Origin of the sequence: Lysobacter sp. CA199 (assembly GCF_052078715.1) — a bacterium.
Classification (GTDB): Bacteria; Pseudomonadota; Gammaproteobacteria; order Xanthomonadales; family Xanthomonadaceae; genus Lysobacter.
In genome coordinates, this window is the sequence record NZ_JBQJIL010000012.1 from 78,372 (window position 1) to 100,069 (window position 21,698).

The following is a 21,698-nucleotide window of genomic DNA, read 5'->3' on the forward strand; positions in this document are numbered from 1 at the left end:
CGGCCGCGATGCGCGGCGCCGCCGCGCGGTAATTCACACAGGGAGAGTATCGATGCTCGATCGCAGGACGTTCCTGATTCAGGGCGCGCTGGCCGGCGCCGGCGTGTTCGCCGGCGGATCGGCCGGGCCGTCGCGCGCGGCCACGGCGGCGCGCTGGGCGCCCTATGCGGACGCGATGGTGATCGACGGCTGCGGCTTCGTCGGCAGCGTGGATTCGCAGCCGGGCGACGCCTTGTCCGAGGTGCTGGTCGAGGAGGTGCGGGCCAGCGGCCTGCGCGTGCTGCAGACCACGGTCGGGCCGGTCGCCCAGTACGAAGGCGCTTTCGAGCAGGCGGTGCGCGATATCGCCTATTGGGAGAACGAAATCGTCCGCCATCCGGAGCTGTTCGTGCCGGTGCGCACGGGCGCCGACCTGGAGCGCGCGCGGCGCGAGAGAAAAGTCGGCGTGGTCTGTCAGTTCCAGGACAGCGCGCCGATCGGCGAGAAGCTCGAGCGCATCGACGACTTCCATCGCCTGGGACTGCGCACGGTGCAGCTGACCTACAACCTGCGCAACCTGGCCGGCGACGGCTGCATGGAAGCGGGCAACGCCGGTTTGAGCAAGTTCGGCCACAGTCTGATCGAGCGCTTGAACGAGCGCCGCATCCTGATCGATCTGGCCCACAGCGGTCGCCGCACCGCGACTGAGGCGATCGCCGCTTCGAAGGCGCCGGTGCTGATCAGCCATACCGGCTGCGCGGCCCTGGTCGAACGTCCGCGCAACAAGACCGACGCGGAGCTGCGCGCGGTCGCCGATCGCGGCGGTGTGATCGGGATCTATCTGATGCCGTTCCTGCGCGAAAGCGGCCAACCGATGGCCGCCGACGTGATCCGCCATATCGAACACGCGCTGCAGGTCTGCGGCGAGGACCATGTCGGCATCGGCACCGACAACACCGTCTCGCCGGTCAAACTGACCGAGAAGTACAAACGCCAGCACGCCGAATCGATCCGCGAGCGCCGCAAGCTGGGCATCTCCGCGCCGGGCGAAAGCGAGAGCGTGTATCTGTACATTCCCGATCTCAACACCCCGCGCCGGTTCGAGACCCTGGCCGGCCTGTTGTCCGCGCGCGGCCACAGCGATGCGCGCATCGGCAAGATCCTCGGCGGCAATTTCGCACGGGTGATGGGCGAGGTGTGGGGCTGAGCCGCCGCTCGCGGCGAATGCCCGAAGCCCGATTGTAGGAGCGGCGCAAGCCGCGACAAACCGAAGCGATTGATAAGAGCGTGCCATTCGAAGTCCAGATGCACCGCGCTCTCGATCGCTTCCGCCAACCTTCGGCCAATGCGCTCGCGTACATCGCTTCGATTGGTCGCGGCTTGCGCCGCTCCTACAGGGGGCGGCCGGCGCGACGCAGGTATGCGCGTTTTATTCGACCGCGGTTTGACTGGGCAATGCTAAGCGCGCCTGCAGCAAGGTCAGCAGTTCGCGTTTTTCCGCATCGGTGAGACCGCCTTCGCGTTTGCGTTCCTGCAACTCGTCCAGGCGTTGGACCACGGTCTGCTTGTCCAACTGCGCGATCGCATCGAGGAACTCGCGCTGCAGCGTATCGTCGCCGCCCGGCAGGCTTTGGCTGGCCAGCTTCTGCAGCGCGCCGGCCTGTTCGTGTTCGGCGAAATGCTCCAGCAGCGCGCCGGTGCTGATCTCGGGGCGTTGTTGCACCAGGTCGACGATCTGGGTGAGCAACTCGATGCCCGGCTGGCGCAACGCGGCGAAACGGTAAGGCGGTTCCAGCGCGGCGGCCAGCGAGGGCTTCTGCAGCAGCACCGCGATCGCGCTGCGCACCAGCGAACGCTTGGGCGTGGGCGCCGGCCGCGAGCCTGAGTGCGCGCGCTGCGCGGGTATGTGCGTCTCCGGCGAGGACGCGCGCGCGCCGACTCCGGTCAGTTCGGTCAGGCGCTGCTTCATCAGATCGCCGAAGGCGCCGTCGGGAATCTGCGCGAGCAGCGGCTTGGCGCGCTCGGCCAATCGGCCCTTGCCTTCGAGCGTGTTCAAGTTGACGTCGGCGGCGAGCGAATCGAACAGGAACTGCGACAAGGGCGTGGCCTCGCGCAGGCGGCGGTCGAACCCTTCCGCACCTTCGCTGCGCACCAGCGAATCGGGGTCCTCGCCGTCGGGCAGGAACAGGAAGAAGGCCTGGCGGCCATCCTTCATGCGCGGCAACACCGACTCCACCGCCTTCCACGCCGCGCCGCGTCCGGCACGGTCGCCGTCGAAGCAGAAGTACACGTCGGCGGCGTTGCGGAACAGCAGTTCGGCGTGGTCGGGCGTGGTCGCCGTGCCCAGGGTCGCCACCGCGGTGTCGACGCCGTGCTGGAACAGCGCGACCACGTCCATGTAGCCCTCGACCACGATCAGCCGCGGAATCTTGTTGTGGGTCTGGCGCACCTGCCACAGGCCGTACAGCTCGCGGCCTTTGTGGAATAGCGGGGTTTCCGGCGAGTTGAGGTATTTGGGCCCGTCTTCCTTGTCGAGCACGCGGCCGCCGAAGGCGATCACCCGGCCGCGGCGGTCGTGGATCGGGAACATCACCCGATCGCGGAATTTGTCGTAGACGCGGCCGCTGTCGTTCTTGGAGAACAGGCCGGCGCGCTCGAGCAGTTTCATCCGCCGATCGTCGGTGCCGAGCGCATCGCGCAGACCGTTGAAGCCGTCCGGCGCATAGCCGATCCCGAAGCGGTCGCGGATCTCGTTGCTGACCCCGCGGCTGTCCAGATAGCCCTGGACCTTCCCGCTGACGGCGTATTGCTTGAGGAAGAAGCGCTGGGCGGCTTCGACCGCGGTGTACAGGTCGGAGGTCTCGGAATCCTCGTTGCGCGCGCGGGTGTCGCGCGGGACTTCCACGCCGACGCGCTTGGCCAACTCGTCGACCGCGTCGAGGAACTCGAGGCGGTCGTAATTCATCAGGAAGCTGATCGCGGTGCCGTGCGCGCCGCAGCCGAAGCAGTGATAGAACTGTTTGGTCGGCGAGACCGTGAACGAGGGCGAGCGCTCGTCGTGGAACGGGCAGCGCGCCGAGTATTCCTTGCCCTGGCGTTTCAACGGCACGCGCGCGCCGATCACCTCGACGATGTCGGTGCGGGCGAGGAGGTCGTCGATGAAGCCGTCGGGGATGCGGGCCATGCCGGGGACCGCCTTGGACGGGCGGCGGAAACTCGTTGCGGATCGGCGACTAGGATGCCACGAGCGGACGGCTCAGGCCGCGCCCGGATCGGGTCGGCTGGGGGCGGCTCGACCGGGCGCCAGGGCGCGGACGGCTTCCAGCCGGAGCGGCTTTCAGGGTGCGGTGCCTGTGGGGAGGCTCTTGCGGAAGGGCTTGTGTGGCTTGAAGTCTTTTGCGGGAGGGGCTTCAGCCCCGACGCTTTTCGTCCAGATCGCCGGGACCGACCGATTTCTTCCATGCCCATCCGGCAACCTGGACGAAAAGCGTCGGGGCTGAAGCCCCTCCCACAACAGCCGGCTTCCCACGTGCTCTTTCACCAGCGGCTGCGGCGCCTTACGGCCCCGGCCGATCCGGCCACGGCTCGGCCCAGGCCGGAATCCTTATCAATCCGTCGAGCCACCGCACCAGATGCGGATAGGGCTGCAACGGCATGTCCGCCTCGCGCCAATAAACCGCCATCGAGGCGAGCTGGAAGTCGGCGATGGTGAGCCGGCCGCAGGCAACGTAATCGCGGCCCCGCAGGTGGCCGTCGAGCACCGCGGCGTACTTGGCGATGTCGGCCTCGCGCCCCCGCATCGCCTCTTGGTCCGGCTCGCCCAGATCGAAGCGGGCTTTGACGATGCGCTCGAAGTAATGCGCGTCGATCGCCGGCGCCCAGTGGCAGTCGTTCCAGGCCAGCCAGCGCAGCACTTCGACCTGTTCGGCCGGTGCGTGCGCCGGCCACAGGTCCGAGCCGGCGCGGATGCACAGGTGGGCCATGATCGCGGTGGATTCCCACAGCACGAGATCGCCATCGACCAGGGTCGGCGCCTTCTGGTTCGGATTGAGCGCGGTGTAGTCGGGTCGCTGCATCTGGCCGGCGACCACGTCTTGTTCGATCAGCTCGGCCTCGATGCCCAGGTGCTTGACCAGCGCCAGCACCCGGCGGGGCGCTTGGGCGTGGATCCAGTAGATTTTCATGTCGTCGCTCCGTTGCAGGTATCACAACGACGAACCGCGGCGACGCGAATCGACACGCCTGCTCAACCCGCCGATGTTTCCAGTCCGGCCGCCACGCGCTCCTGGGCCAGCCGGTGACGCACGCGCGCGTGCTCGTCGAGCATCGCGGTGATCAGCGCGCCGAGCAGGAACACCACGGCGCAGTAGTACATCCACACCAGCATGATGACCAGGCCGCCGGCCGGCCCATAGGCGGTGCCCAGGTCGGCCTGGCCCAAGTACAGGCCGATCGCGCTGCGGCCGAGCATGAACAAGCCGGCGGTCAACGCGCCGCCGAACACCGCGCGGCTGCGGCTCACCGGGCGATCGGGCAGCCAGCGGTACATCGCCGCGAACACCAGCGCGTACATCACGAACGAGAACGCCGCAGCGAATACCGGCAGCAGGTCGGGCACGTAGGCGATCAGCAACTGCAGCGCGGCCTGCGCGGCCATCGACACCACCAGCAGGAAGCCGACGCTGATGACCATGCCGAACGACAGCAAGCGCTTGCGCAGCCACGCCGCCAGCCCGCCCAGGCGCTTGGCGTCGCTGCGGAACACCCGGTTCAATGCCGCCTGCAGCTGGCCGAACACCGCCGAGGCGCCGACCAGCAGCGCCAGCGTGCCCAGCAGGGCCGCGAACGAGCCCGTGCCCGGCCGGTTTTCGGCGTTGGCCACGATCAAACGCGCGGTGTTCTCCACCTGCGCACCGGCCAGCAGGCCGATCTGGCGGAAGAATTCTTCCTGCGCGGACGGATAGAGCGCGGTGGTCAGCCACAACACCATCAGAATCAGCGGCGCCAGCGACAGCAGGGTGTAGAACGACAGCGCGGCGGCCAGCGCCAGAATGTCGTAATCGACGAAACGTTGCGCGAACTTGCCCGGCCAGCTTTGCTCCAGGCGGCTTTGCAGCGCTTGCACGCGTTGCAGGGCGTCCTGCGCGAATTCGCCCGTGTTCGGTTCGCGCCGGCGGTCGGCGCTGGGGAGGTCGGTGGGTCGCTCGTCGTGGGAGGTCATGCGACGGACAGTGGCTGCGGCGCGTTCAGTATCCGCGAAGCGGGTTAGCGGCGCGTGGGCGGGGTGTGCAGATCGGGCCAGCAGTTCAGTCCCGAGGAATGATGCGCAGGCAGGCGTTCGTTGTCGGCGAGGTGTTGCGGTCGCGGCTCGCGCCGCTCCTACAAGGGCAAGTCCGTTGCCACATCCGCGCCTGTAGGAGCGGCGCGAGCCGCGACGACCGCGGCAATAAAACGGCCGCGCAATCTGCATTGCGCGGCCGGCGTACTCACTCACGGAAGTAATCGTCCCGCTCGGAACCCTCGAACAAGCCGGCACGCAGACAACAGTTCCTTGAACCTCCGCGCGGAGCCGCAGGGGCACGGATCGTTGCGGCCCAGCTTCTCGACCAGTTCCTTGTCGCCATGCACCAGCCGACGGCCGCGTTTGACGCGGGTCTCGGACGGATAGCCCTTGCGGCGTTTGCGGGTGGTTTCGAATCTGGGTTCGGCGTCGAACGATCCGCTGCCGATGGACAGTTCGTCGAATCGCGCGGCTGGGGTTCGAACTGCCGCCGCCGACGCGTCGTCGTTGCGGCATGGGCCGGCGTCCAGCCCGGTGGCGGGGCCGGTCTGGATGGAATCGGTCCGGGTGGGATCGTCTTGAGTGAAATCGGCCCGGCTGAAACCGGCCTGATTGACATCGGCCTGGTCGAAATCGGCCCCGATCAGGCGATCAGCGAGCGGCTCGAAAGCAAGCGATGGGAGCGTTACGGCGTTGCATAAGGCACCTCCGGTTGTGCGGCCCCGATGGGGCGATGGAACCGGCACCGAAGCCTCGATGCCGGAAGAACACAGGCCCGCCGCGTCCGGCGGCGGGCCGGATGGGGATTCAGCCCGCCAGACGCTTCTTGGTCAGCGCAGAGACTTGGCCCATGTCGGCCTTGCCGGCCAGCTTGGCCTTGAGCGGGCCCATCAGCTTGCCCAGGTCGGCCGGGCCGGTCGCGCCGACTTCGGCGATGGCCTGCTCGATGACGGCCAGAATCTCGGCTTCGCCCATCTTGGCCGGGATGTAGCGCTCGATCACCACGATCTCGTCGCGTTCGATCTGGGCCAGATCCTCGCGCGCGGCGGTTTCGTATTGGGTGACCGAGTCGCGGCGCTGCTTGACCATCTTGTCGAGGATCGCGATCACGGCGGTGTCGTCGAGCTCGATGCGCTCGTCGACTTCCTTCTGCTTGAGCGCGGCGTTGATCAGGCGGATCACGCCCAGGGACTGCTTGTCGCCGCTCTTCATCGCGGCCTTCATGTCTTCGGTGAGGCGTTGCTTGAGGCTCATGGTCGGACCTTTCCGTGGATCGGTGAATCGGAAGTGGGCGGGCGCCGCGCTCGCGGGTGGGCGAGTCTCGCGACGGCCGCCTGTTTGCGGAAACGCAAACGCAAAAAGCCGGCGACGCCCGAGGCGCAGCCGGCTCGATGGTCGTTCCGCGAAAGCCGGCGGGTTAGGCCTGGCGTACGCGGAACGCGCGATCAGTACAGGCGCTGACGCTTGGTGACGTCGCGCGAGGCGCGGCGCGCCTGACGCTTCACCGCAGCGGCGGCCTTGCGCTTGCGTTCCTGCGTCGGCTTTTCATAGAACTCGCGCTTGCGGGTTTCGGCCAGGACGCCGGCCTTTTCGCAGGTGCGCTTGAAACGGCGCAGGGCAAATTCGAAAGGCTCGTTTTCGCGGACTTTGACGCTGGGCATACGTAATCTCGTTAACGGGGACCGGCCCGGGCAGACCGGGAGAGCCGCGCATTATAGCGATGCTCGTGCGGAAGGTGCAACATACACCTCCATGAACGCGACATTCTCCCAGAAACCGGCCGCCGGCGCAGCCTGCGGGGCCCGCCGATGAAGGTGTTGGGCATCGAAACCAGCTGCGACGAGACCGGGGTGGCGGTGTACGACACGCAGTCCGGACTGCGCGCCCACGCCCTGTACAGCCAGATCGCCCTGCACGCCGAGTACGGCGGGGTGGTGCCCGAGCTGGCCAGCCGCGACCACGTGCGCAAGCTGCTGCCGCTGATCCGCCAGACCCTGGCCGAGGCCGGGCTGGCGACTTCCGACCTGGACGGGGTGGCCTATACCGCCGGTCCCGGCCTGGTCGGCGCCCTGCTGGTTGGTGCTGGAGTGGCGCGCGCGCTGGCCTGGGCGCTGGAGGTCCCGGCGATCGGCGTGCACCACATGGAAGGCCATCTGCTGGCGCCGCTGATGGAGGACGACCCGCTCGGCCGCCCTGAGCCGCCGTTCGTGGCCTTGCTGGTGTCTGGCGGCCATACCCAGTTGGTCGCGGTCGACCGGATCGGTCAGTACCGCCTGCTCGGCGAGACCCTCGACGACGCCGCCGGTGAGGCCTTCGACAAGACCGCCAAGCTGATGGGCCTGCCATACCCCGGCGGCCCGCAGCTGGCCGCGCAGGCCGAGCTCGGCGTGCCGGGCCGGTTCAAGTTCGCCCGGCCGATGACCGACCGGCCCGGGCTGGACTTCAGCTTCAGCGGACTCAAGACCCAGGTGCTGCTGGCTTGGCAGAACAGCGACAAGACCGACCAGACCCGCGCCGACATCGCCCGCGCGTTCGAGGACGCGGTGGTCGACACCCTGGCGATCAAGTGCGAACGCGCGCTCGATGCGGCCGGCTGCAAGACCTTGGTGGTCGCCGGCGGCGTCGGCGCCAACACGCGTTTGCGCGCCAAGCTCGCGGCGATGGCGGAAAAGCGCGGCGGCCGCGTCGCGTTTCCGCGGCCGATGTTCTGCACCGACAACGGCGCGATGATCGCCTACGCCGGCGCGTTGCGGCTGCAGGCCGGGCAGCGCGCGGATGCGTCGGTGAGGGTGACGCCGCGGTGGGATATGGCCTTGCTCGAACCGGTGTAGCGGTTCCGGCGATCGGCAGCGCCTTAATACTGTCGATGGCGTCGCTGCGGCGAAGTCTTTTGTGGGAGGGGCTTCAGCCCCGACGCTCTTCGCTCGGATCGCCGAAAAGTCTCGCTCCATGCAGGCCCTCCTGCGCGGAGAGGAAAGCGTCGGGGCTGAAGCCCCTCCCACAAAAGGCCTCGTGGTTCGAGCAGCCCAAAGCCCCTCCCACAAAAGGCCTCGTGGCTTCGAGCGGCCCAAAGCCCTTCCCACAAAAGACCTCGTGGCTTCGAGCAGGCCAAACCCCTTCTTGCAAAAGACCCGGCGGCCTCGAGTGGCTCAAGGCCTTTCCGCAGAAACCTCGCGCCGCGGCGGCGGCCGCTGGCGCAAGTGCGCGGCGGTGACGACGAAATCCAGCGGCGCGGGTAGCATGCGTCTCGCGTTAGGTAGTGCACGACCCACGTATTCCCCATTCCCACAGCGAATCCCGCCCCCATGGATCACGTTTTCATCGAAGGCCTGGAAATCGAAGCCCTGATCGGCATCTACGATTGGGAGCGGAGCATCCGCCAACCGCTGGTGTTCGATCTGGAGATGGCTTTCGACAACCGCGTGCCCGCGGCCAGCGACGCGATCGGCGATACGCTCGATTACGCAGCGGTATGCGAGCGCATCTCCCAGTTCGTCGGTCAGTCCGGTTTCGGTCTGGTGGAAACCTTGGCCGAGCGGGTCGCGGCGATGGTGCTCGACGAATTCAAAGTCAGCCGCGTGCGGCTCAAGCTCAGCAAGCCCGGCGCGATCCGCAATGCGCGCGCGGTCGGGGTGTGCATCGAGCGCAGCCGCTGAGGGTTGGGGCAGCGCTGCTGCTGCGCGGCCCTCACCCCGGTCGCACCCCGGCCCGAGCGCATAGCGCTCGGGCGTTCGGTGCCGCGCGAGCCGATGGCTCGCAAGCGCGGCCCCTCACCCCGCAGGCCGGAGAGGGAGACGAGCGGAGTTCGGCGAGTCGGATCGGTGTGGGCGAATCGTCCACCAAGAGCCCTTCTCCCGCTCGCGGGAGAAGGTGCCCGAAGGGCGGATGAGGGCATTTGCGCATGCGCACCTCGCCGCGGCCCTCCCCCCGCAAGAGGGAAAGAGACGAGCGCGGTCCGCCGCCTCACTTGCGAATTCTCCCTCCAAGTCAGACGATGCCCCGATCCACGACCTGGGGGAGCAGGCGATGTTCGAGAAGATTTCCCGTAGCTGGGAGTTGGCCAAGGCCAGCGCCTCGGTGCTCAATTCGGACCGGGAGCTGCTGGTGTTCCCGGTGGTGTCGGCGATCTGCGTGCTGGTGGTGTTGGCCACCTTCCTGGTTCCGGCGATCGCCTTCGATCTGTTCGCTGGCGGCTACAGCGTCGGTTCGCTGCTGTTCGCCTTCGCGTTCTATTTCTGCCAGTACTTCGCGATCATCTTCTGCAACTGCGCGCTGGTCAGCGCGGCGATGATCCGGCTGGAAGGCGGCAATCCCAGCGTGGCCGACGGCTTCAACGCCGCGCGCGCGCGGATCGGCGCGATCGCCGGCTACGCCGCCATCGCCGCGACCGTGGGCATGCTCCTCAACGCGCTCAAGGGCCGCGACAACAACTTCATCGTCCGCCTGATCGGCGGCGCGCTCGGCGCGGCCTGGACCATGGCGACGTTCCTGGTGGTGCCGGTGCTGGTCGCCGAAGACGTCGGCCCGATGGATGCGATCAAGCGCAGCACCGCGATGTTCAAGCGCACCTGGGGCGAAAGCGCGGCCGGCATGATCGGCATCGGCCTGGCCTGCTTCGTGGCGATGCTGGCGCTGGGCGCGGCGGGTTTCGGCCTGGCCTATCTGCTGGGGTTCGTGTCCTCGGCGCTGGCGGTGTTGATCGGCGCGGTGACGGTGCTCGCGCTGCTGGCGCTGGCGGTGTACCAAAGCGCGCTGGGCGGCGTGTATTCGGCCGCGTTGTACCGCTATGCGGTCGACGGCGAAGTGCCGCATGGGTTCGAGGGGCTGTCGCTGGAAGCGCCGCGCCGCTGAAACGGCCGCGGCGTACGGCGGATGAGCCGCGCAAGCCGCGGCGCTGGACTCATCGGGGCCGCCTTCGGGCGGCCTTCGCTTATGCGCGCGCGGGTGCGCCGATCAACGCGCCGGCGCCGGACGTCCCGCGGTTCGTTCCGCTACCTGTGCATCGTCTTCGCTGCCGAAAGCGACCGCGATTCGATTCTCTTCACCCGGCGCATCCTGGTGGAACCACACATGCGCCGCATCGCCGACGCGCGGCAAGGCGAGCGGATCGAACAGAGCGGTCTTGGTGACCCAGCGCTCGGTGCCCAGGTGATCGACGAACTTCACCACGAAGCGGACGCGCGGTTGGTTGTAGATCTCCACGCCGGTGTCGTGCAATTCGGTGATCGTGCCCGGCACGCGCATGCCCTGACACAACGCCTCGCGGATGCGCCGCTCGCGCAGCCGGTGCTTGCGATGCGCGCGCAACGCGCCGGCGGCCAGCGCCGTCGCGATCAAGGCCAGCGCGGCCGGCGCCCAGTACTGCGAAGTCCAGCCCGCCCAGGTGGCCGTGTCCCAGGTCTGCGCGGCGGCGAACCCGTCGTCGGTGAATCCCACGCGTTGCGGCGGTTGCCAGCGATCGGCCGCGCCGCGCCAGAAACCCAGGCCGATCGCCGCCAGATTGATCGCGAAGGTGGCCTGAATGCCCGCGGCCATGCCGTAGAGGGTGTCGAGCACGGCATTGACGAAGAAGCTCAGGATCATGCCGCCGAAGGCCCCGACGAACAGCATCCACAGCAGCGGCGGTACGTCGCTGGGCGGATGTTGGTGGGCCGGCAGGTAGGCCGAGGTCAGGCCGTAGTCCATCGTGTCGGCGATGCCGTAACCCAACATCGCCCACAAGCCGGCGCAGATCGCCACGAAGCTCCACACCCGCACGTGCGCCACTTGCATCGGGCCGGATCGGAGCTGTTGCTGGCGCCGCGCGACGGCGGGATCGACGGTGCTCATGGCGACGGTTCCGTGTCGGCGCTGGATCGCGTGCGGCCATCTTGCACGGGATTGTTGAAAGTAAAGTGCGCGAACAGTTAAACCACGGCGCAAACCGGGGTTTTTAGTACCAAAGCGCTAGCCTGCTTTATCCTGGCGGCTGCCTCCGAGCCGTCCCCGCCGCCTTGCCCGTGAAATCCTTCGATCTGCCGCCTCCCGACGCCGACGCGCTGGCCCACAGCGCGCGCCTGACCCAGTTGATCCGCGCGCAGATCGACGCCCACGGCGGCGCGATCCCGTTTTCGCGCTTCATGGAGTTGGCGCTGTATGCGCCAGGCCTGGGTTACTACAGCGCCGGCGCCAGCAAGTTCGGCGCGAGCGGCGATTTCGTCACCGCGCCCGAGCTCGGCCCGGTGTTCGCGGCCTGCGTGGCCGAAGCGGTCGCGCCGGTGTTGCAGCAGATCGGGCCGCAGGCGCGGTTTCTCGAATTGGGCGGCGGCACCGGCGCCTTCGCCGAGGTCGCGCTCAAGCGCTTGCTCGAACTGGACGCGTTGCCGGACCGTTACGCGATCCTGGAACCGAGCGCGGAGTTGCGTCATCGCCAACGCGAGCGGTTGCGCGAGCGCTTGGTGCCGCCCTTGTTCGACCTCGTCGAGTGGCCCGACGGCCCGTTCGGCGACGAGTGGGAAGGCGTGCTGTTCGCCAACGAAGTGATCGATGCGCTGCCCACGCCGCGCTTCACGATCCGCGACGAGGAAATCTTCGAAGAGCACATCGTGCTCGATGGCGAAGGCTTCGCCCGCCAGTGGCGGCCGGCCGACGATTTCCTGGCCAACGCGGTGCGCCAGGCCGAGCGCCGGCTGGAGCGGCGGTTCGAGGAAGGTTATCGCTCCGAGTTGCTGCCGCAGTTGCCTTACTGGATTCAAGCGGTGTCCGGCGGCCTGCGCCGCGGCGCGATGCTGTTCGTCGATTACGGTTACGCGCGCGCCGAGTTCTACGCGCCGCAGCGCAGCGATGGCACTTTGCGCGCGTTCTATCGTCATCGCATGCACGGCGATCCCCTGCTGTGGCCGGGCTTGCAGGATCTGACCGCGTCGGTGGACTTCACCGCGCTGGCCGAGGCCGGCGTGGCGGCGGGATTCGATCTGGCCGGCTACTGCTCGCAGGCCAGCTTTCTGCTCGGCAACGGCCTGGCCGGCGTGCTGCAGCGGATCGAAGGATTGAAGGACGAGGTGGAGAAGCAGCGGCGTCTGACCGAGGTCAAGAAGCTGACCTTGCCCAGCGAGATGGGCGAGCGTTTCCAGGTGATGGGCTTGGAGAAGGAGGTTGAGTTCGGGGTGGCCTTCCTGGCCGGCGATCTGAGCCATCGTTTATGAGCGGCGCGTCGTCGCGCGCGTGGTTGCGCGAGTTCGACCGGCCGCTGCTGTGGTGCGCGTTGTGGCTGGCGATGATCGCGGCGGTGGTCGCGACCTGTCTGTTGCCGGCGCGCGATCTGCCGCCCCCGCCGTTTTCCCACTTCGACAAGATCGAGCACTTCGCCGCGTATCTGGCGCTGTCCTCGTACGCGGGCATGCTGCTCGCGCGGCTGCGTCCGCAGGCGATCGCGGTGGCTGGATTGATCGCCATGGGCGTCGGCCTGGAGTACGCCCAGGCCACTTTGACCGACTCGCGCAGCGGCGATGCGGTGGATGCGCTGGCCAATAGCCTGGGCGCGTTGAGCGGACTGTTCTTGGCGCGCACGCCGGTGGCGTTGTGGCTGCAGCGGGTCGATCGCCGGCTCTCCCGCAAGCGCTGAAGCGTCGGCGTGGGGCGTCGGAAGGGCCTAGGGAACGGCTTGGTCCGGGGCGGCCTTAAAGTGATGTCGGTCACATTTATGTTTGAGCCGGCCGTCGGCGGCTGCGCCGTTTTCAGAAATCTGTCACAAAGCCAGAGTCGGCATAGTCACGCGACGTATTGCGAAAAAGTTAAAAAATAGTGAGGCTCAGCCCGGGCCACGGGAGCCCACCTCACCTTCGCAAGGAAAACCGACTCATGCCCTCAGTGCACCGCAACCGTTTGGCGTTGGCCGTGGCCGCCGCCATGGCCGCCAACGCCCTCGTTCCCGCCGCCTACGCTCAGGACGCCACCGCGCCGGCTCCGGCCTCCCGCGAGGCGACGACGCTCGATGCGGTGCAGGTGACCGGTTCGCGCGCGCGCGGCCGCGCCGCGGAGGAAACCGCCGCGCCGGTGGACGTGATCGGCAAGGAAGAACTCAACGCGACCGGCGCGACCGAGATCGGCCAGATCCTGCAGATGCTGGAGCCCTCGTTCAACTTCTCGCGCACCTTCGTCAGCGACGGTACCGACATCCTGCGCCCGGCCACGCTGCGCTCGCTCGGCCCCGATCAGGTGCTGGTGCTGGTCAACGGCAAGCGCCGCCATCAGCAGGCGCTGGTCAATGTGCAGCAGACCATCGGCCGCGGTTCGGCCGGCACCGATATCAACGCGATCCCGCTGGCGGCGATCGAGCGCATCGAAGTGCTGCGCGACGGCGCCGCCGCGCAGTACGGGTCGGACGCGATCTCCGGCGTGATCAACATCATCCTCAAGAAGCAGACTGAGGAAACCCAACTCTCGTTCCAGGCCGGCCAGTACTACGCCGGCGACGGCGAGAATTACTCGGTCTCGGCCAACACCGGGGTCAAGCTCGGCGGCGACGGCGGCTACCTCAACCTCACTGCCGAATACCGCGATCGCGCCGAAACCAACCGCGCCGGTCCCGATAGCGCACGCGTCAATCCGCCGCGGGTCACCCAGCGCCTGGGCGACGCGGATGCCAAGGACGCCTATTTCTGGTTCAACGGCGGCCTGCCGGTCGGCAAGGGCGAGTTGTACTGGTTCGGTGGCTTGTCCAAGCGCAAGGGCGACTCCTCCGGCTTCTTCCGCAGCCCCGGCGACAACCGTACGGTGCCGGATCTGTATCCCGACGGCTTCCTGCCCAACATTCTGACCAAGGTCGACGACACCTCGCTGGCGGTCGGCTACAAGTCGGCGATCAACGACAACTGGGACTGGGACATCTCGGTCAACCGCGGCCGCAACAAGTTCGGCTTCGAAGAAAGCAACTCGGTCAACGTGAGCTGGTGGTATGAGCCCAACGGGAGGGCGTGCATTCCCGGCACCGTCAATTGCGGCATCTACGCCCAGTCGCCGACCAGGGCCAAGACCGGCACTCTGCAAGCCGATCAGACCACGTTCAACCTGGATTTCCGCGGCACGCTGCAAGGTTTCAACGATCATCCGCTGTACTTGGGCACCGGCGTGGAATACCGCAAGGACGAGTACAAGATCACTCCCGGCGATCCGGTGACCTACACCTACGGCCGCACCAACAACCGCGCGATTCCGATCCTGGGCCAAGCCGGCGAAACCGCGCAGCCGGGCATGCAGGGCTTCCCGGGCTTCTCGCCGAACGAAGCCGTCGACGACGGCCGCCACAACTACGCCGTCTATCTCGACGCGGAAACCAACCTGACCGATCGCTTCCTGCTCGGCGGCGCGGTGCGTTACGAGGACTACTCCGACTTCGGCAACACCACTACCGGCAAGCTGTCGGCGCGCTTCGACGCAACCGAGCAGTTCGCCATCCGCGGCACGGTGTCCACCGGCTTCCGCGCCCCGGGCGTGCAGCAGCTGTTCTACAGCCAGCGCTCGACCAATCTCAACGCCGCCGGCGTGTTGACCGATACGCTGACCGCGCGTCAGGACAGCGCGGTGACCCGCGCGTTCGGCATCGAACCGCTGAAGGAAGAAACCTCCAAGAGCGGCTCGGTCGGCTTCGTGCTCAAGCCCAACGATCGTTTCTCGCTGACCCTGGACGTGTTCCGCATCGATATCGACGATCGGATCATCTTCTCCAGCAACATCCAGCCCGAGAGCGTCGGCACCAACGGCCAGCCCTGCGCGCCGGGCAACGGCAACTGCCCGATCCGCGCGATCCTCGATCCGATCGGCGTGGGCCAGGTGCTGTTCTTCACCAACGCCATTGATACGCAGACCACCGGTATCGACTTGGTGGCCAACCACAACACCGAGTTCGCCGGCGGTTCCAAGTTGAACCTCACCGCGTTGATGCATTTCAACAAGACCGAAGTGAAGGAGCGTCGTTCGCAATCGAACATCCTCTCGCCGAGCGCCTTGTTCGACGACACCCAGGTGACCTTGATCGAAAAGGGCCAGCCGCGTCAGCACCACGTGCTGCAGGGCGTGTACGAAGTGGGAGCGTGGGAATGGACCGCGCGCGCCAACTACTACGGCCCGGTCACCGGCGAAGGCTTCACCCCGGGCATCAAGCAGACCTGGAGCGGCAAGTGGCTGGCCGATCTGGCGGTGCGCTACAAGTTCAGCGATCAGCTCAGCGTGTCGGTGGGCGGCAACAACATCTTCGACACCTACCCGGACAAGTGGGATCCGCAGACCGGCGCGCCGTTCCCGCAGTTGGGCTTCAAGTACGGCTGGGAAACCCTGCCGTTCGGCATGAACGGCGGTAGCTACTACGCTCGGATCGATTATCGGTTCTAAGGAGCCGGGACGCGGCGGCTTGGGCCGTCGCGGGATCGCAGTACGAAACGCCGCGCGAATTCCGCGCGGCGTTTCGTTCTTGTCGATAGCCCGATTCTGACGGTAGGAGCGGCGCGAGCCGCGACCGCGCCATCAAACCTGCGGCGCAACTGTGGTGTCGCGGTCGCGGCTCGCGCCGCTCCTACAAAGGGCCGTCGATGCCGACGTTTTTGCGGGCGACGGCGATCGCCTCGATCCGCGCGCGCCGCATCGCCTCGCCGATCGCGGGGCCGCTCAGTCCCGGCTTGAGATCGCTCGCGCGCACCTTCAACGCGGCTCGCAACGCCGCGCGCAGGGCCGCGGCTTGCGGATACTCGCTGTCCTCCAAGCCCAGGCGACCGCGCTTGTCGGCTTCGCAGGCCAGCGACATCTGTTCGATCCGCTTGGGGTTGCGGAAACCGTCGCAGCGCGCGATCAGTTCGTACACCGAACGCGGACGCATTTCGTCGAGACGGTGCACGTTGAGGTGTTCGCGGCACACCGCCTCGGCGAGCAGGCGGTGATCGGTCGGCACTTTAAGCCGCGCGCACAAAGCGGCCAGCGGTTCCAGGCCGGCTTGCTCGTGCTGGTGATGGCGCGGCAGCAGATCGGCCGGGGTCAGCGCCTTGCCCAGGTCGTGGGTGAGTGCGGCGAAACCGATCAGATCGTCGCCCGGGGCGAGCTTGGCGGCTTGATCGAGCACCATCTCGGTGTGCACGCCGGTATCGACTTCAGGATGGTATTCGGGCCGCTGCGGCACGCCGTACAACGCATCGACTTCCGGCAGCACTACCGCCAGCGCGCCGGCGTCGCGCAAGGTGCGCACGAACGCCGACGGCGCGGCGCAGGTCAGCGCGCGGCGCAGTTCCTGCCAGACGCGTTCGGCGACCAGGTCCGCGAGTTCGCCCGACTCGGCCATCCACCGCATCAGCGCCATCGTTTCCGGCGCGACGGTGAAACCGTACGGCGCGAACCGCGCCATGAAGCGCGCTGCGCGCAGCACCCGCAGCGGATCCTCGACGAAGGCCGGGCCGACATGGCGCAGCACCCGCGCCTGCAGATCGCGCTCGCCGCCGTAGGGATCGACCAGGCGGCCGTCGCTTTCGTCGCGGGCGATCGCGTTGATGGTGAAGTCGCGCCGGCCCAGATCGTCTTCCAGGCTCACCGACGGATCGGCGTCGACCACGAAACCGCGGTAGCCGCGTCCGGATTTGCGCTCGGTGCGCGCCAGCGCGTATTCCTCGCCGGTGTCGGGATGCAGGAACACCGGGAAGTCCTTGCCCACGGCCTTGAAGCCGGCGGCGAGCATCGCCTCGGGGGTTTGTCCGACGACCACGTAGTCGCGATCGCCGGCCAAGAGGCCGAGCAGAGAATCGCGCACCGCGCCGCCGACCAAGTACACCTCCATCCTCGCATTCCTCAAATACTGTTTCGGTACATTTCAGCCGCGGTCTTAGCGCGGCGCGTTCTGCGCCAGCAAACCGATGATGTCCTCGGCGCCGGCGCTGCGGCCCAGATGGCGCACGATCGGATTGGGCTGACCCGAGACCCACAGGCGCAACTCGGATTCCAGATCGAAATGCCCGGCGGTTTCCAGCGAGAACATCACGATGCTGCGGTAGGGCAGGCTCAGGAATTCGGTCTTGCGGCCGGTCACGCCCTGTTTGTCGACCAGGATCAGGCGGCGGTCGGTGAATACGATCAGGTCGCGGATCTCGCCGAACGCGCGTTGCACGGTTTCGCCCGCGGCAAGCAGCGGCGCGAAGTCGTCGTTGACCTTGTCGGTGGATTTTTCGCCGGCGTGGCCGAGCAGGGTGTCGAGCAGGCCCATGGGATGTCCTTGTCGCGAGGTGTGATGCGCATCCTAGCGCAGGCAAACCGGCGAGGTGTTGTCGCGTCCGCCCCCTGTAGGAGCGGCGCGAGCCGCGACCGCGACATCGCGCTTACGACGTTTCCGTGAGGTCGCGGCTCGCGCCGCTCCTACAGAGGCGGGAGTCAGCGCGTGGCCAGGCCCAGGATTTCGGGCAACCGCGCCAACACCGGCGTCGGCGTAACGCCGAGCTTGATCAGGCCGTTCTCCACGCTGGTCGAATCGGTCTGCAGCGAGCGCCAATTGTCGCGGCTGATCGGCTTGCCCGGCAGGTGTTCGCCGATGGCGGCCTGCAGTTTGCCCAACGCTTCGGGCAGCGGCAGCACCGCGCGCAGACGGCCGCGGGCGCGCGCGCTGGCGCGTACGATCTGCGCCAGCGTCATCACGTCCGGCCCGACCAGGTTGTAACTGCGCGCGATGTGGCTGTCGTCGTTCAAGGCGTTGACGAAGGCCTGGGTGACGTCGCCCACCCAGACCGGCTGGAAGCGCGCGTCGGCGCGGCCCATCGGCAGCACCGGCGCGTAGCGCAACAAAGCGTCGAAGCGGCAGAACAGGCCGTCGCCGGGGCCGGCGATGACTGAGGGGCGGAACAGCGTCCACGATAGTTTGGAGGCGCGCACGCGCTGTTCGGCGCGACCGCGCGATTCCAGGTAATGGCTCTGGCCGGTGCCGGCGTTGAGCGCGCTCATCTGCAGCAGGCGCGTCACGCCCATGTCGCGCATGGCCTCGATCAGCGCTTCGAGCAGTTCCACGTAGACGTGCTCGAAGCCCGCGCCGGTGTCGCCGACTTCGTTGAGGATGCCGACCAGATTGACCACCGCATCGACGTCGTCGAGCACCGCGCGCAGGAAATCCGGATTGCCGACGTCGCCTTCGATGATGCTGGCTTCGCGCGAGAGCAGCTTCTTCTTGTGCGGATCGACGCCGCGGCTGAGCACGGTGATGCGGCAGCGTTCGCGCAGCAGGTGTTCGACGAGATGGCGGCCGACGAAGCCGGTGCCGCCGAGGATCAGGACATGACGACGGGGCATCGCGCGCGGCTCACTCTGTTTCGGCCGGCAACGGCGTGGTGGCGGTGGCCGCCGTTGCCGGGCAGGCGAAGGATTTGCGCTTGGCGTCGATCACCCCGCGCATACGGTCGCTGACGCTGGCTGCATCGCCGTTGAGGCGCCAGTCGTAGAGCACGCTGAAGGCCAGCACGCGGGCGACGTACTCGCGGGTTTCCTTGTAGCTGATGGTCTCGATCCAGAAATCCGGATCCATGCCCGGACGCTGCGATTGCCAGCGCGACAGCGGCGCCGGACCGGCGTTGTAGCCGGCCATCGCGAAATACGGTTGGCCGCCGTACTTGTCGAGCAACTGGCGCAGATAGGCGGTGCCCAGAATGATGTTGGTGTCCGAGTCGTACAGGCTGGCCGCGCCGCCCCAGGGCAGGCCCAGGCTCTTGGCGACCTGAGCGCCGGTGCCGGGCAGCACCTGCATCAGGCCCATCGCGTTGGCGCCGGAACGTGCGGTCGGATTGAACACGCTCTCGGCGCGGATCTCGGCGGCGACCCAGGCCGGATCGATGCCGTTCTTGAGCGATTCGCGGCGGATCGTCTCGCCGTGGTGCAGCGGGAAGCGCAGGTAGTACAAGCGCTGTTCCTGCGGGGTCTTGTTGAGCGAGAACACCGCGCGGTCGAACCAGTTGTAGCTCTGCGCCACTTCGATGGCGATGCGCCGCTGGGTGTCGTCGAAGCGGCTCAGAGCGTCGTCCCATTCGCGGATCGCCCAGGACGTGCGTTCGATCTGGAACAGGCCCATCGCGCGCTGCAGCGCCGGATCGCGCGCGATCGCGGCCTTGGACGCGGCGCTGTCGGTGGGCTGGATCGGGCACAGCGTGTATGGCGCGCCGAGACGGTCGGCCGAGAGGAAACCGTGGAAGTCGGCGTTCTTGGCCGACTCGCGATACAGCCGCGCAGCCGTGGCCTTGTCGCCGGCGCGTTCGCTAAGCCGCGCTTCGAAATATTCCCAGCGCGATTCGTCGCGCTGCTTGGGGCCCATCTTGCGGATCGCGGCGAGTGCGCCGTTCCAATCCGAGCGCGACATCGCTTCGCGCGCGCGCCATTCGTGCAGGCGCTCGTCATAGGCCACATCGGGCACGGCGTTGAGCCGGCGCGCGGATTGCGCGTCGTAGGACGCCACCGACCACAGGGCGGTTTGATACAGCACGCGGCCGCGGTCTTCATCGGTAAAGGCCAGCGCGTTGGCGTACTTGGGCAGTTGCGCCTCGGCGCTGGCCGGTTGCGCCTTGGCCAGTTTTGCCAGGCCGTAGGAGGCGATCTTGCGGCTGCGTTCGGTCTTGGGCCAACCAAGCGCGCGCTCATTCACGTTATCCAAAAAAGCCGCGTACTCGTTCGCCTGAGCCAACTGATCCGCAGGCAACCCACGTGCAGCCGCGCGCATCACCGCCGGTTGCCATTCCGCGGCGGCCGCATCGATACGTTCCCAACGCAATTCCGGGCTCAACCCGCCTTGCGCGGCGAGCACCGCGAACGGCGCGTCGCAGCCGTCGGGCAGCGATTTGCCGCTGCTGCGCCAGATCGTCTGCGCCTCGCGGGTCCATTGCGCATCGACCCGGCCCAGGGCCTGACGCGCGTTCAATTCGGCGCAGCGCAAGGCGACGCTGCGGTCCTTGCCGGCGAGGGTCTTGGGCGACCACGCAGCGTTGAATGCCGCCCAGTCTTCGCGCCGCGCCGCGGCGGCCAGCCACAGATCGCGGAACGCATCGCCGGAGGCTTCGCGGCCGCGACGGTTGAGGAAGTCCTGGGCCTGGCCGTTGTTGACCGTGTCGATGCCGCGGCGCAGCGCCTGGTACTCGACCCAGCCGTACAAAGGATGACGGGCGATATCGGCGTACTGCGCGGCATCGAAGGGGCCGCGTTCGGCCGCGTCGATGGCCGCGCGCACGCGCGGCAGCAAGAGGTCGACCGCGGGCGCGGGCAGCGCATTGCGGACCGGTGCCGGCTTGACCGCGGGCTGGGTCGGCGCCGACGCCGGAGACTGGGCGCAGGCGGTGGTGGCGAGGGTCGCGACGAGCGCGGCGAACAGCAGGGAATGGGGGCGCGGGAGCATCGCTGGACTATAGCCGAGCGCGCATGAATGTCTTATGTGAACGCTGCATGGATGATCGCGAATCGCCAAGCGCGTCGCGTGGCTCGGTATGGCGATTGTAGGAGCGGCGCGAGCCGCGACTGCGAAACTCCGCTTGCGTCATATGCGCGAGTTCGCAGTCGCGGCTCGCGCCGCTCCTACAGTCGGCTATCCAGGCAGCGAACGCCCGTGCAGAATCGTGGATTCGCTTTCGGAGCGCGCGCATGACGATCTGGCTGGTCTTTCTGGTCCTCGGCGCGATCGCCGGCATCCTCGCCGGCTTGCTCGGCGTCGGCGGCGGTCTGGTGCTGGTCGCCGCGTTGGCCTGGATCGCGCCGGTCTTCGGCATTCCGCAGGAAGCGGCGATGCACACCGCGTTGGCCAGTTCGCTGGCCAGTATCGTATTGACCGCGACCGCATCGGCGCGCGCGCATGCCAAGCGCGGCAGCGTGCTGTGGCCGACCGTGCGCTGGATGGTGCCCGGCCTGCTGCTCGGCGGCTGGCTCGGCAGTTTCGTCGCCGTGCGCATCGACGGCGAATGGCTGCGCTGGATCGTCGCCGTCTACTGCTTCATCGCCGCCGCGCAGTTGCTGTTCGGCAAGAACCGTGCCGCGCTGGGCGCCGATGCGCCGCCGCCGCAGGGAACGCCGCTGACCGCCGCGGGCGTCGGCATCGGTGCGGTGTCGGCGGTGGTCGGCATCGGCGGCGGCAGCATGACCGTGCCCCTGCTGGTGTGGCGCGGCGTGGCGCCGGTGCGCGCGGTCGGTACCTCGTCGGCCTGCGGCGTGGCGATCGGCCTGGCCAGCGCGGTCGGCTATGCCTTCAACGCGCCGCCTGGCGCGCTGCCGCACCATGCGATCGGTTACGTCTACTTGCCCGCGGCGATCGGCGTGGCCGTCGCCTCAGTGTTCGCGGCGCCGTATGGCACGCGCCTGGCGCACAAACTGCATGGCGACACCTTGAAGCGGGTGTTCGCCACCTTCCTGATCCTGGTCGCGGTGAGCTTGCTGCTGGGCGGCTGAGCGCCGGCAGGGCCTAGGCGACGCGGCG

General features: G+C 67.7%; 20 protein-coding genes. 9 read left to right on the forward strand and 11 right to left on the reverse strand.

Annotated elements, in window-relative coordinates:
• The first annotated feature begins 52 nt into the window (after nt 1-52).
• On the forward strand, nt 53-1,186 hold the full coding sequence (locus tag ACTOWJ_RS21660; RefSeq protein ID WP_441336688.1) for a dipeptidase: 1,134 nt from the start codon (nt 53-55) through the stop codon (nt 1,184-1,186).
• Nucleotides 1,187-1,408: 222 nt separating this feature from the next.
• Here ACTOWJ_RS21660 and dnaG read toward each other — a convergent pair whose 3' ends face one another.
• Nucleotides 1,409-3,163, reverse strand: coding sequence for a DNA primase (dnaG, locus tag ACTOWJ_RS21665; RefSeq protein ID WP_441336689.1), 1,755 nt, complete (start codon nt 3,161-3,163; stop codon nt 1,409-1,411).
• A 212-nt stretch (nt 3,164-3,375) separates the two neighbouring features.
• Here dnaG and ACTOWJ_RS21670 point away from each other — a divergent pair, with 212 nt between their 5' ends.
• On the forward strand, nt 3,376-3,621 hold the full coding sequence (locus ACTOWJ_RS21670) for a DUF6053 domain-containing protein (protein ID WP_441336690.1): 246 nt from the start codon (nt 3,376-3,378) through the stop codon (nt 3,619-3,621).
• On the opposite strand, the gene ACTOWJ_RS21675 is transcribed toward ACTOWJ_RS21670, so the two are convergent.
• From ACTOWJ_RS21675 to rpsU, 5 genes are all read right to left on the reverse strand, one after another.
• Nucleotides 3,537-4,163, reverse strand: a complete 627-nt coding sequence (locus ACTOWJ_RS21675; protein ID WP_441336691.1) for a glutathione S-transferase family protein — start codon at nt 4,161-4,163, stop codon at nt 3,537-3,539. The genes ACTOWJ_RS21670 and ACTOWJ_RS21675 overlap by 85 nt on opposite strands.
• Before the next feature lie 62 nt (nt 4,164-4,225).
• Entirely contained in the window at nt 4,226-5,200 is a 975-nt protein-coding gene (locus ACTOWJ_RS21680) for a YihY/virulence factor BrkB family protein (RefSeq protein ID WP_441336692.1), read from the reverse strand.
• 269 nt (nt 5,201-5,469) lie between these two features.
• The gene (locus ACTOWJ_RS21685; RefSeq protein ID WP_441336693.1) at nt 5,470-6,006 is read right to left on the reverse strand and encodes an SEC-C metal-binding domain-containing protein; all 537 of its coding nucleotides are present in this window, start codon (nt 6,004-6,006) and stop codon (nt 5,470-5,472) included.
• Between the two features lie 61 nt (nt 6,007-6,067).
• Nucleotides 6,068-6,514 carry a GatB/YqeY domain-containing protein gene (locus ACTOWJ_RS21690; RefSeq protein WP_441336694.1) on the reverse strand — a complete coding sequence of 149 codons (447 nt, stop codon included), beginning with the start codon at nt 6,512-6,514 and terminating at the stop codon, nt 6,068-6,070.
• A 191-nt stretch (nt 6,515-6,705) separates the two neighbouring features.
• Nucleotides 6,706-6,921, reverse strand: a complete 216-nt coding sequence (gene rpsU / locus ACTOWJ_RS21695; RefSeq protein WP_031371286.1) for a 30S ribosomal protein S21 — start codon at nt 6,919-6,921, stop codon at nt 6,706-6,708.
• Between the two features lie 147 nt (nt 6,922-7,068).
• Between rpsU and tsaD the strand changes: the two genes are divergently transcribed.
• From tsaD to ACTOWJ_RS21710, 3 genes are all read left to right on the forward strand, one after another.
• Nucleotides 7,069-8,091 (forward strand): tRNA (adenosine(37)-N6)-threonylcarbamoyltransferase complex transferase subunit TsaD, encoded by a 1,023-nt coding sequence (gene tsaD, locus ACTOWJ_RS21700; protein ID WP_441336695.1) that lies wholly within the window; start codon nt 7,069-7,071, stop codon nt 8,089-8,091.
• Nucleotides 8,092-8,565: 474 nt separating this feature from the next.
• Complete coding sequence (gene folB, locus ACTOWJ_RS21705; RefSeq protein ID WP_441336696.1) at nt 8,566-8,916, forward strand: dihydroneopterin aldolase; 351 nt, start codon at nt 8,566-8,568, stop codon at nt 8,914-8,916.
• A 370-nt stretch (nt 8,917-9,286) separates the two neighbouring features.
• Nucleotides 9,287-10,111, forward strand: coding sequence for a DUF6159 family protein (locus tag ACTOWJ_RS21710; RefSeq protein WP_441336697.1), 825 nt, complete (start codon nt 9,287-9,289; stop codon nt 10,109-10,111).
• A gap of 102 nt (nt 10,112-10,213) precedes the next feature.
• On the opposite strand, the gene ACTOWJ_RS21715 is transcribed toward ACTOWJ_RS21710, so the two are convergent.
• Nucleotides 10,214-11,089: a hypothetical protein gene (locus ACTOWJ_RS21715; protein WP_441336698.1), complete on the reverse strand. Its 876-nt coding sequence runs from the start codon at nt 11,087-11,089 to the stop codon at nt 10,214-10,216.
• Nucleotides 11,090-11,259: 170 nt separating this feature from the next.
• Here ACTOWJ_RS21715 and ACTOWJ_RS21720 point away from each other — a divergent pair, with 170 nt between their 5' ends.
• From ACTOWJ_RS21720 to ACTOWJ_RS21730, 3 genes are all read left to right on the forward strand, one after another.
• Nucleotides 11,260-12,444, forward strand: coding sequence for a class I SAM-dependent methyltransferase (locus ACTOWJ_RS21720; protein ID WP_441336699.1), 1,185 nt, complete (start codon nt 11,260-11,262; stop codon nt 12,442-12,444).
• The gene (locus ACTOWJ_RS21725; RefSeq protein ID WP_441336700.1) at nt 12,441-12,863 is read left to right on the forward strand and encodes a VanZ family protein; all 423 of its coding nucleotides are present in this window, start codon (nt 12,441-12,443) and stop codon (nt 12,861-12,863) included. The genes ACTOWJ_RS21720 and ACTOWJ_RS21725 overlap by 4 nt, the downstream gene beginning before the upstream one ends.
• A gap of 236 nt (nt 12,864-13,099) precedes the next feature.
• Entirely contained in the window at nt 13,100-15,628 is a 2,529-nt protein-coding gene (locus tag ACTOWJ_RS21730; RefSeq protein ID WP_441336701.1) for a TonB-dependent receptor plug domain-containing protein, read from the forward strand.
• 181 nt (nt 15,629-15,809) lie between these two features.
• Here ACTOWJ_RS21730 and ACTOWJ_RS21735 read toward each other — a convergent pair whose 3' ends face one another.
• The 4 genes from ACTOWJ_RS21735 to ACTOWJ_RS21750 all read right to left on the reverse strand — a co-directional run bounded on the left by ACTOWJ_RS21735 (nt 15,810) and on the right by ACTOWJ_RS21750 (nt 20,630).
• Nucleotides 15,810-17,054 carry a multifunctional CCA addition/repair protein gene (locus ACTOWJ_RS21735; protein ID WP_441336702.1) on the reverse strand — a complete coding sequence of 415 codons (1,245 nt, stop codon included), beginning with the start codon at nt 17,052-17,054 and terminating at the stop codon, nt 15,810-15,812.
• Nucleotides 17,055-17,099: 45 nt separating this feature from the next.
• Nucleotides 17,100-17,477, reverse strand: coding sequence for a PH domain-containing protein (locus ACTOWJ_RS21740; protein ID WP_441336703.1), 378 nt, complete (start codon nt 17,475-17,477; stop codon nt 17,100-17,102).
• A 164-nt stretch (nt 17,478-17,641) separates the two neighbouring features.
• A complete protein-coding gene (locus tag ACTOWJ_RS21745; RefSeq protein WP_441336704.1) occupies nt 17,642-18,547 on the reverse strand; it encodes a complex I NDUFA9 subunit family protein in 906 nt (301 codons plus the stop codon).
• 10 nt (nt 18,548-18,557) lie between these two features.
• The gene (locus tag ACTOWJ_RS21750) at nt 18,558-20,630 is read right to left on the reverse strand and encodes a transglycosylase SLT domain-containing protein (RefSeq protein WP_441336705.1); all 2,073 of its coding nucleotides are present in this window, start codon (nt 20,628-20,630) and stop codon (nt 18,558-18,560) included.
• A 242-nt stretch (nt 20,631-20,872) separates the two neighbouring features.
• Here ACTOWJ_RS21750 and ACTOWJ_RS21755 point away from each other — a divergent pair, with 242 nt between their 5' ends.
• Nucleotides 20,873-21,670 (forward strand): sulfite exporter TauE/SafE family protein, encoded by a 798-nt coding sequence (locus ACTOWJ_RS21755; protein WP_441336706.1) that lies wholly within the window; start codon nt 20,873-20,875, stop codon nt 21,668-21,670.
• Nucleotides 21,671-21,698 lie beyond the last annotated feature (28 nt).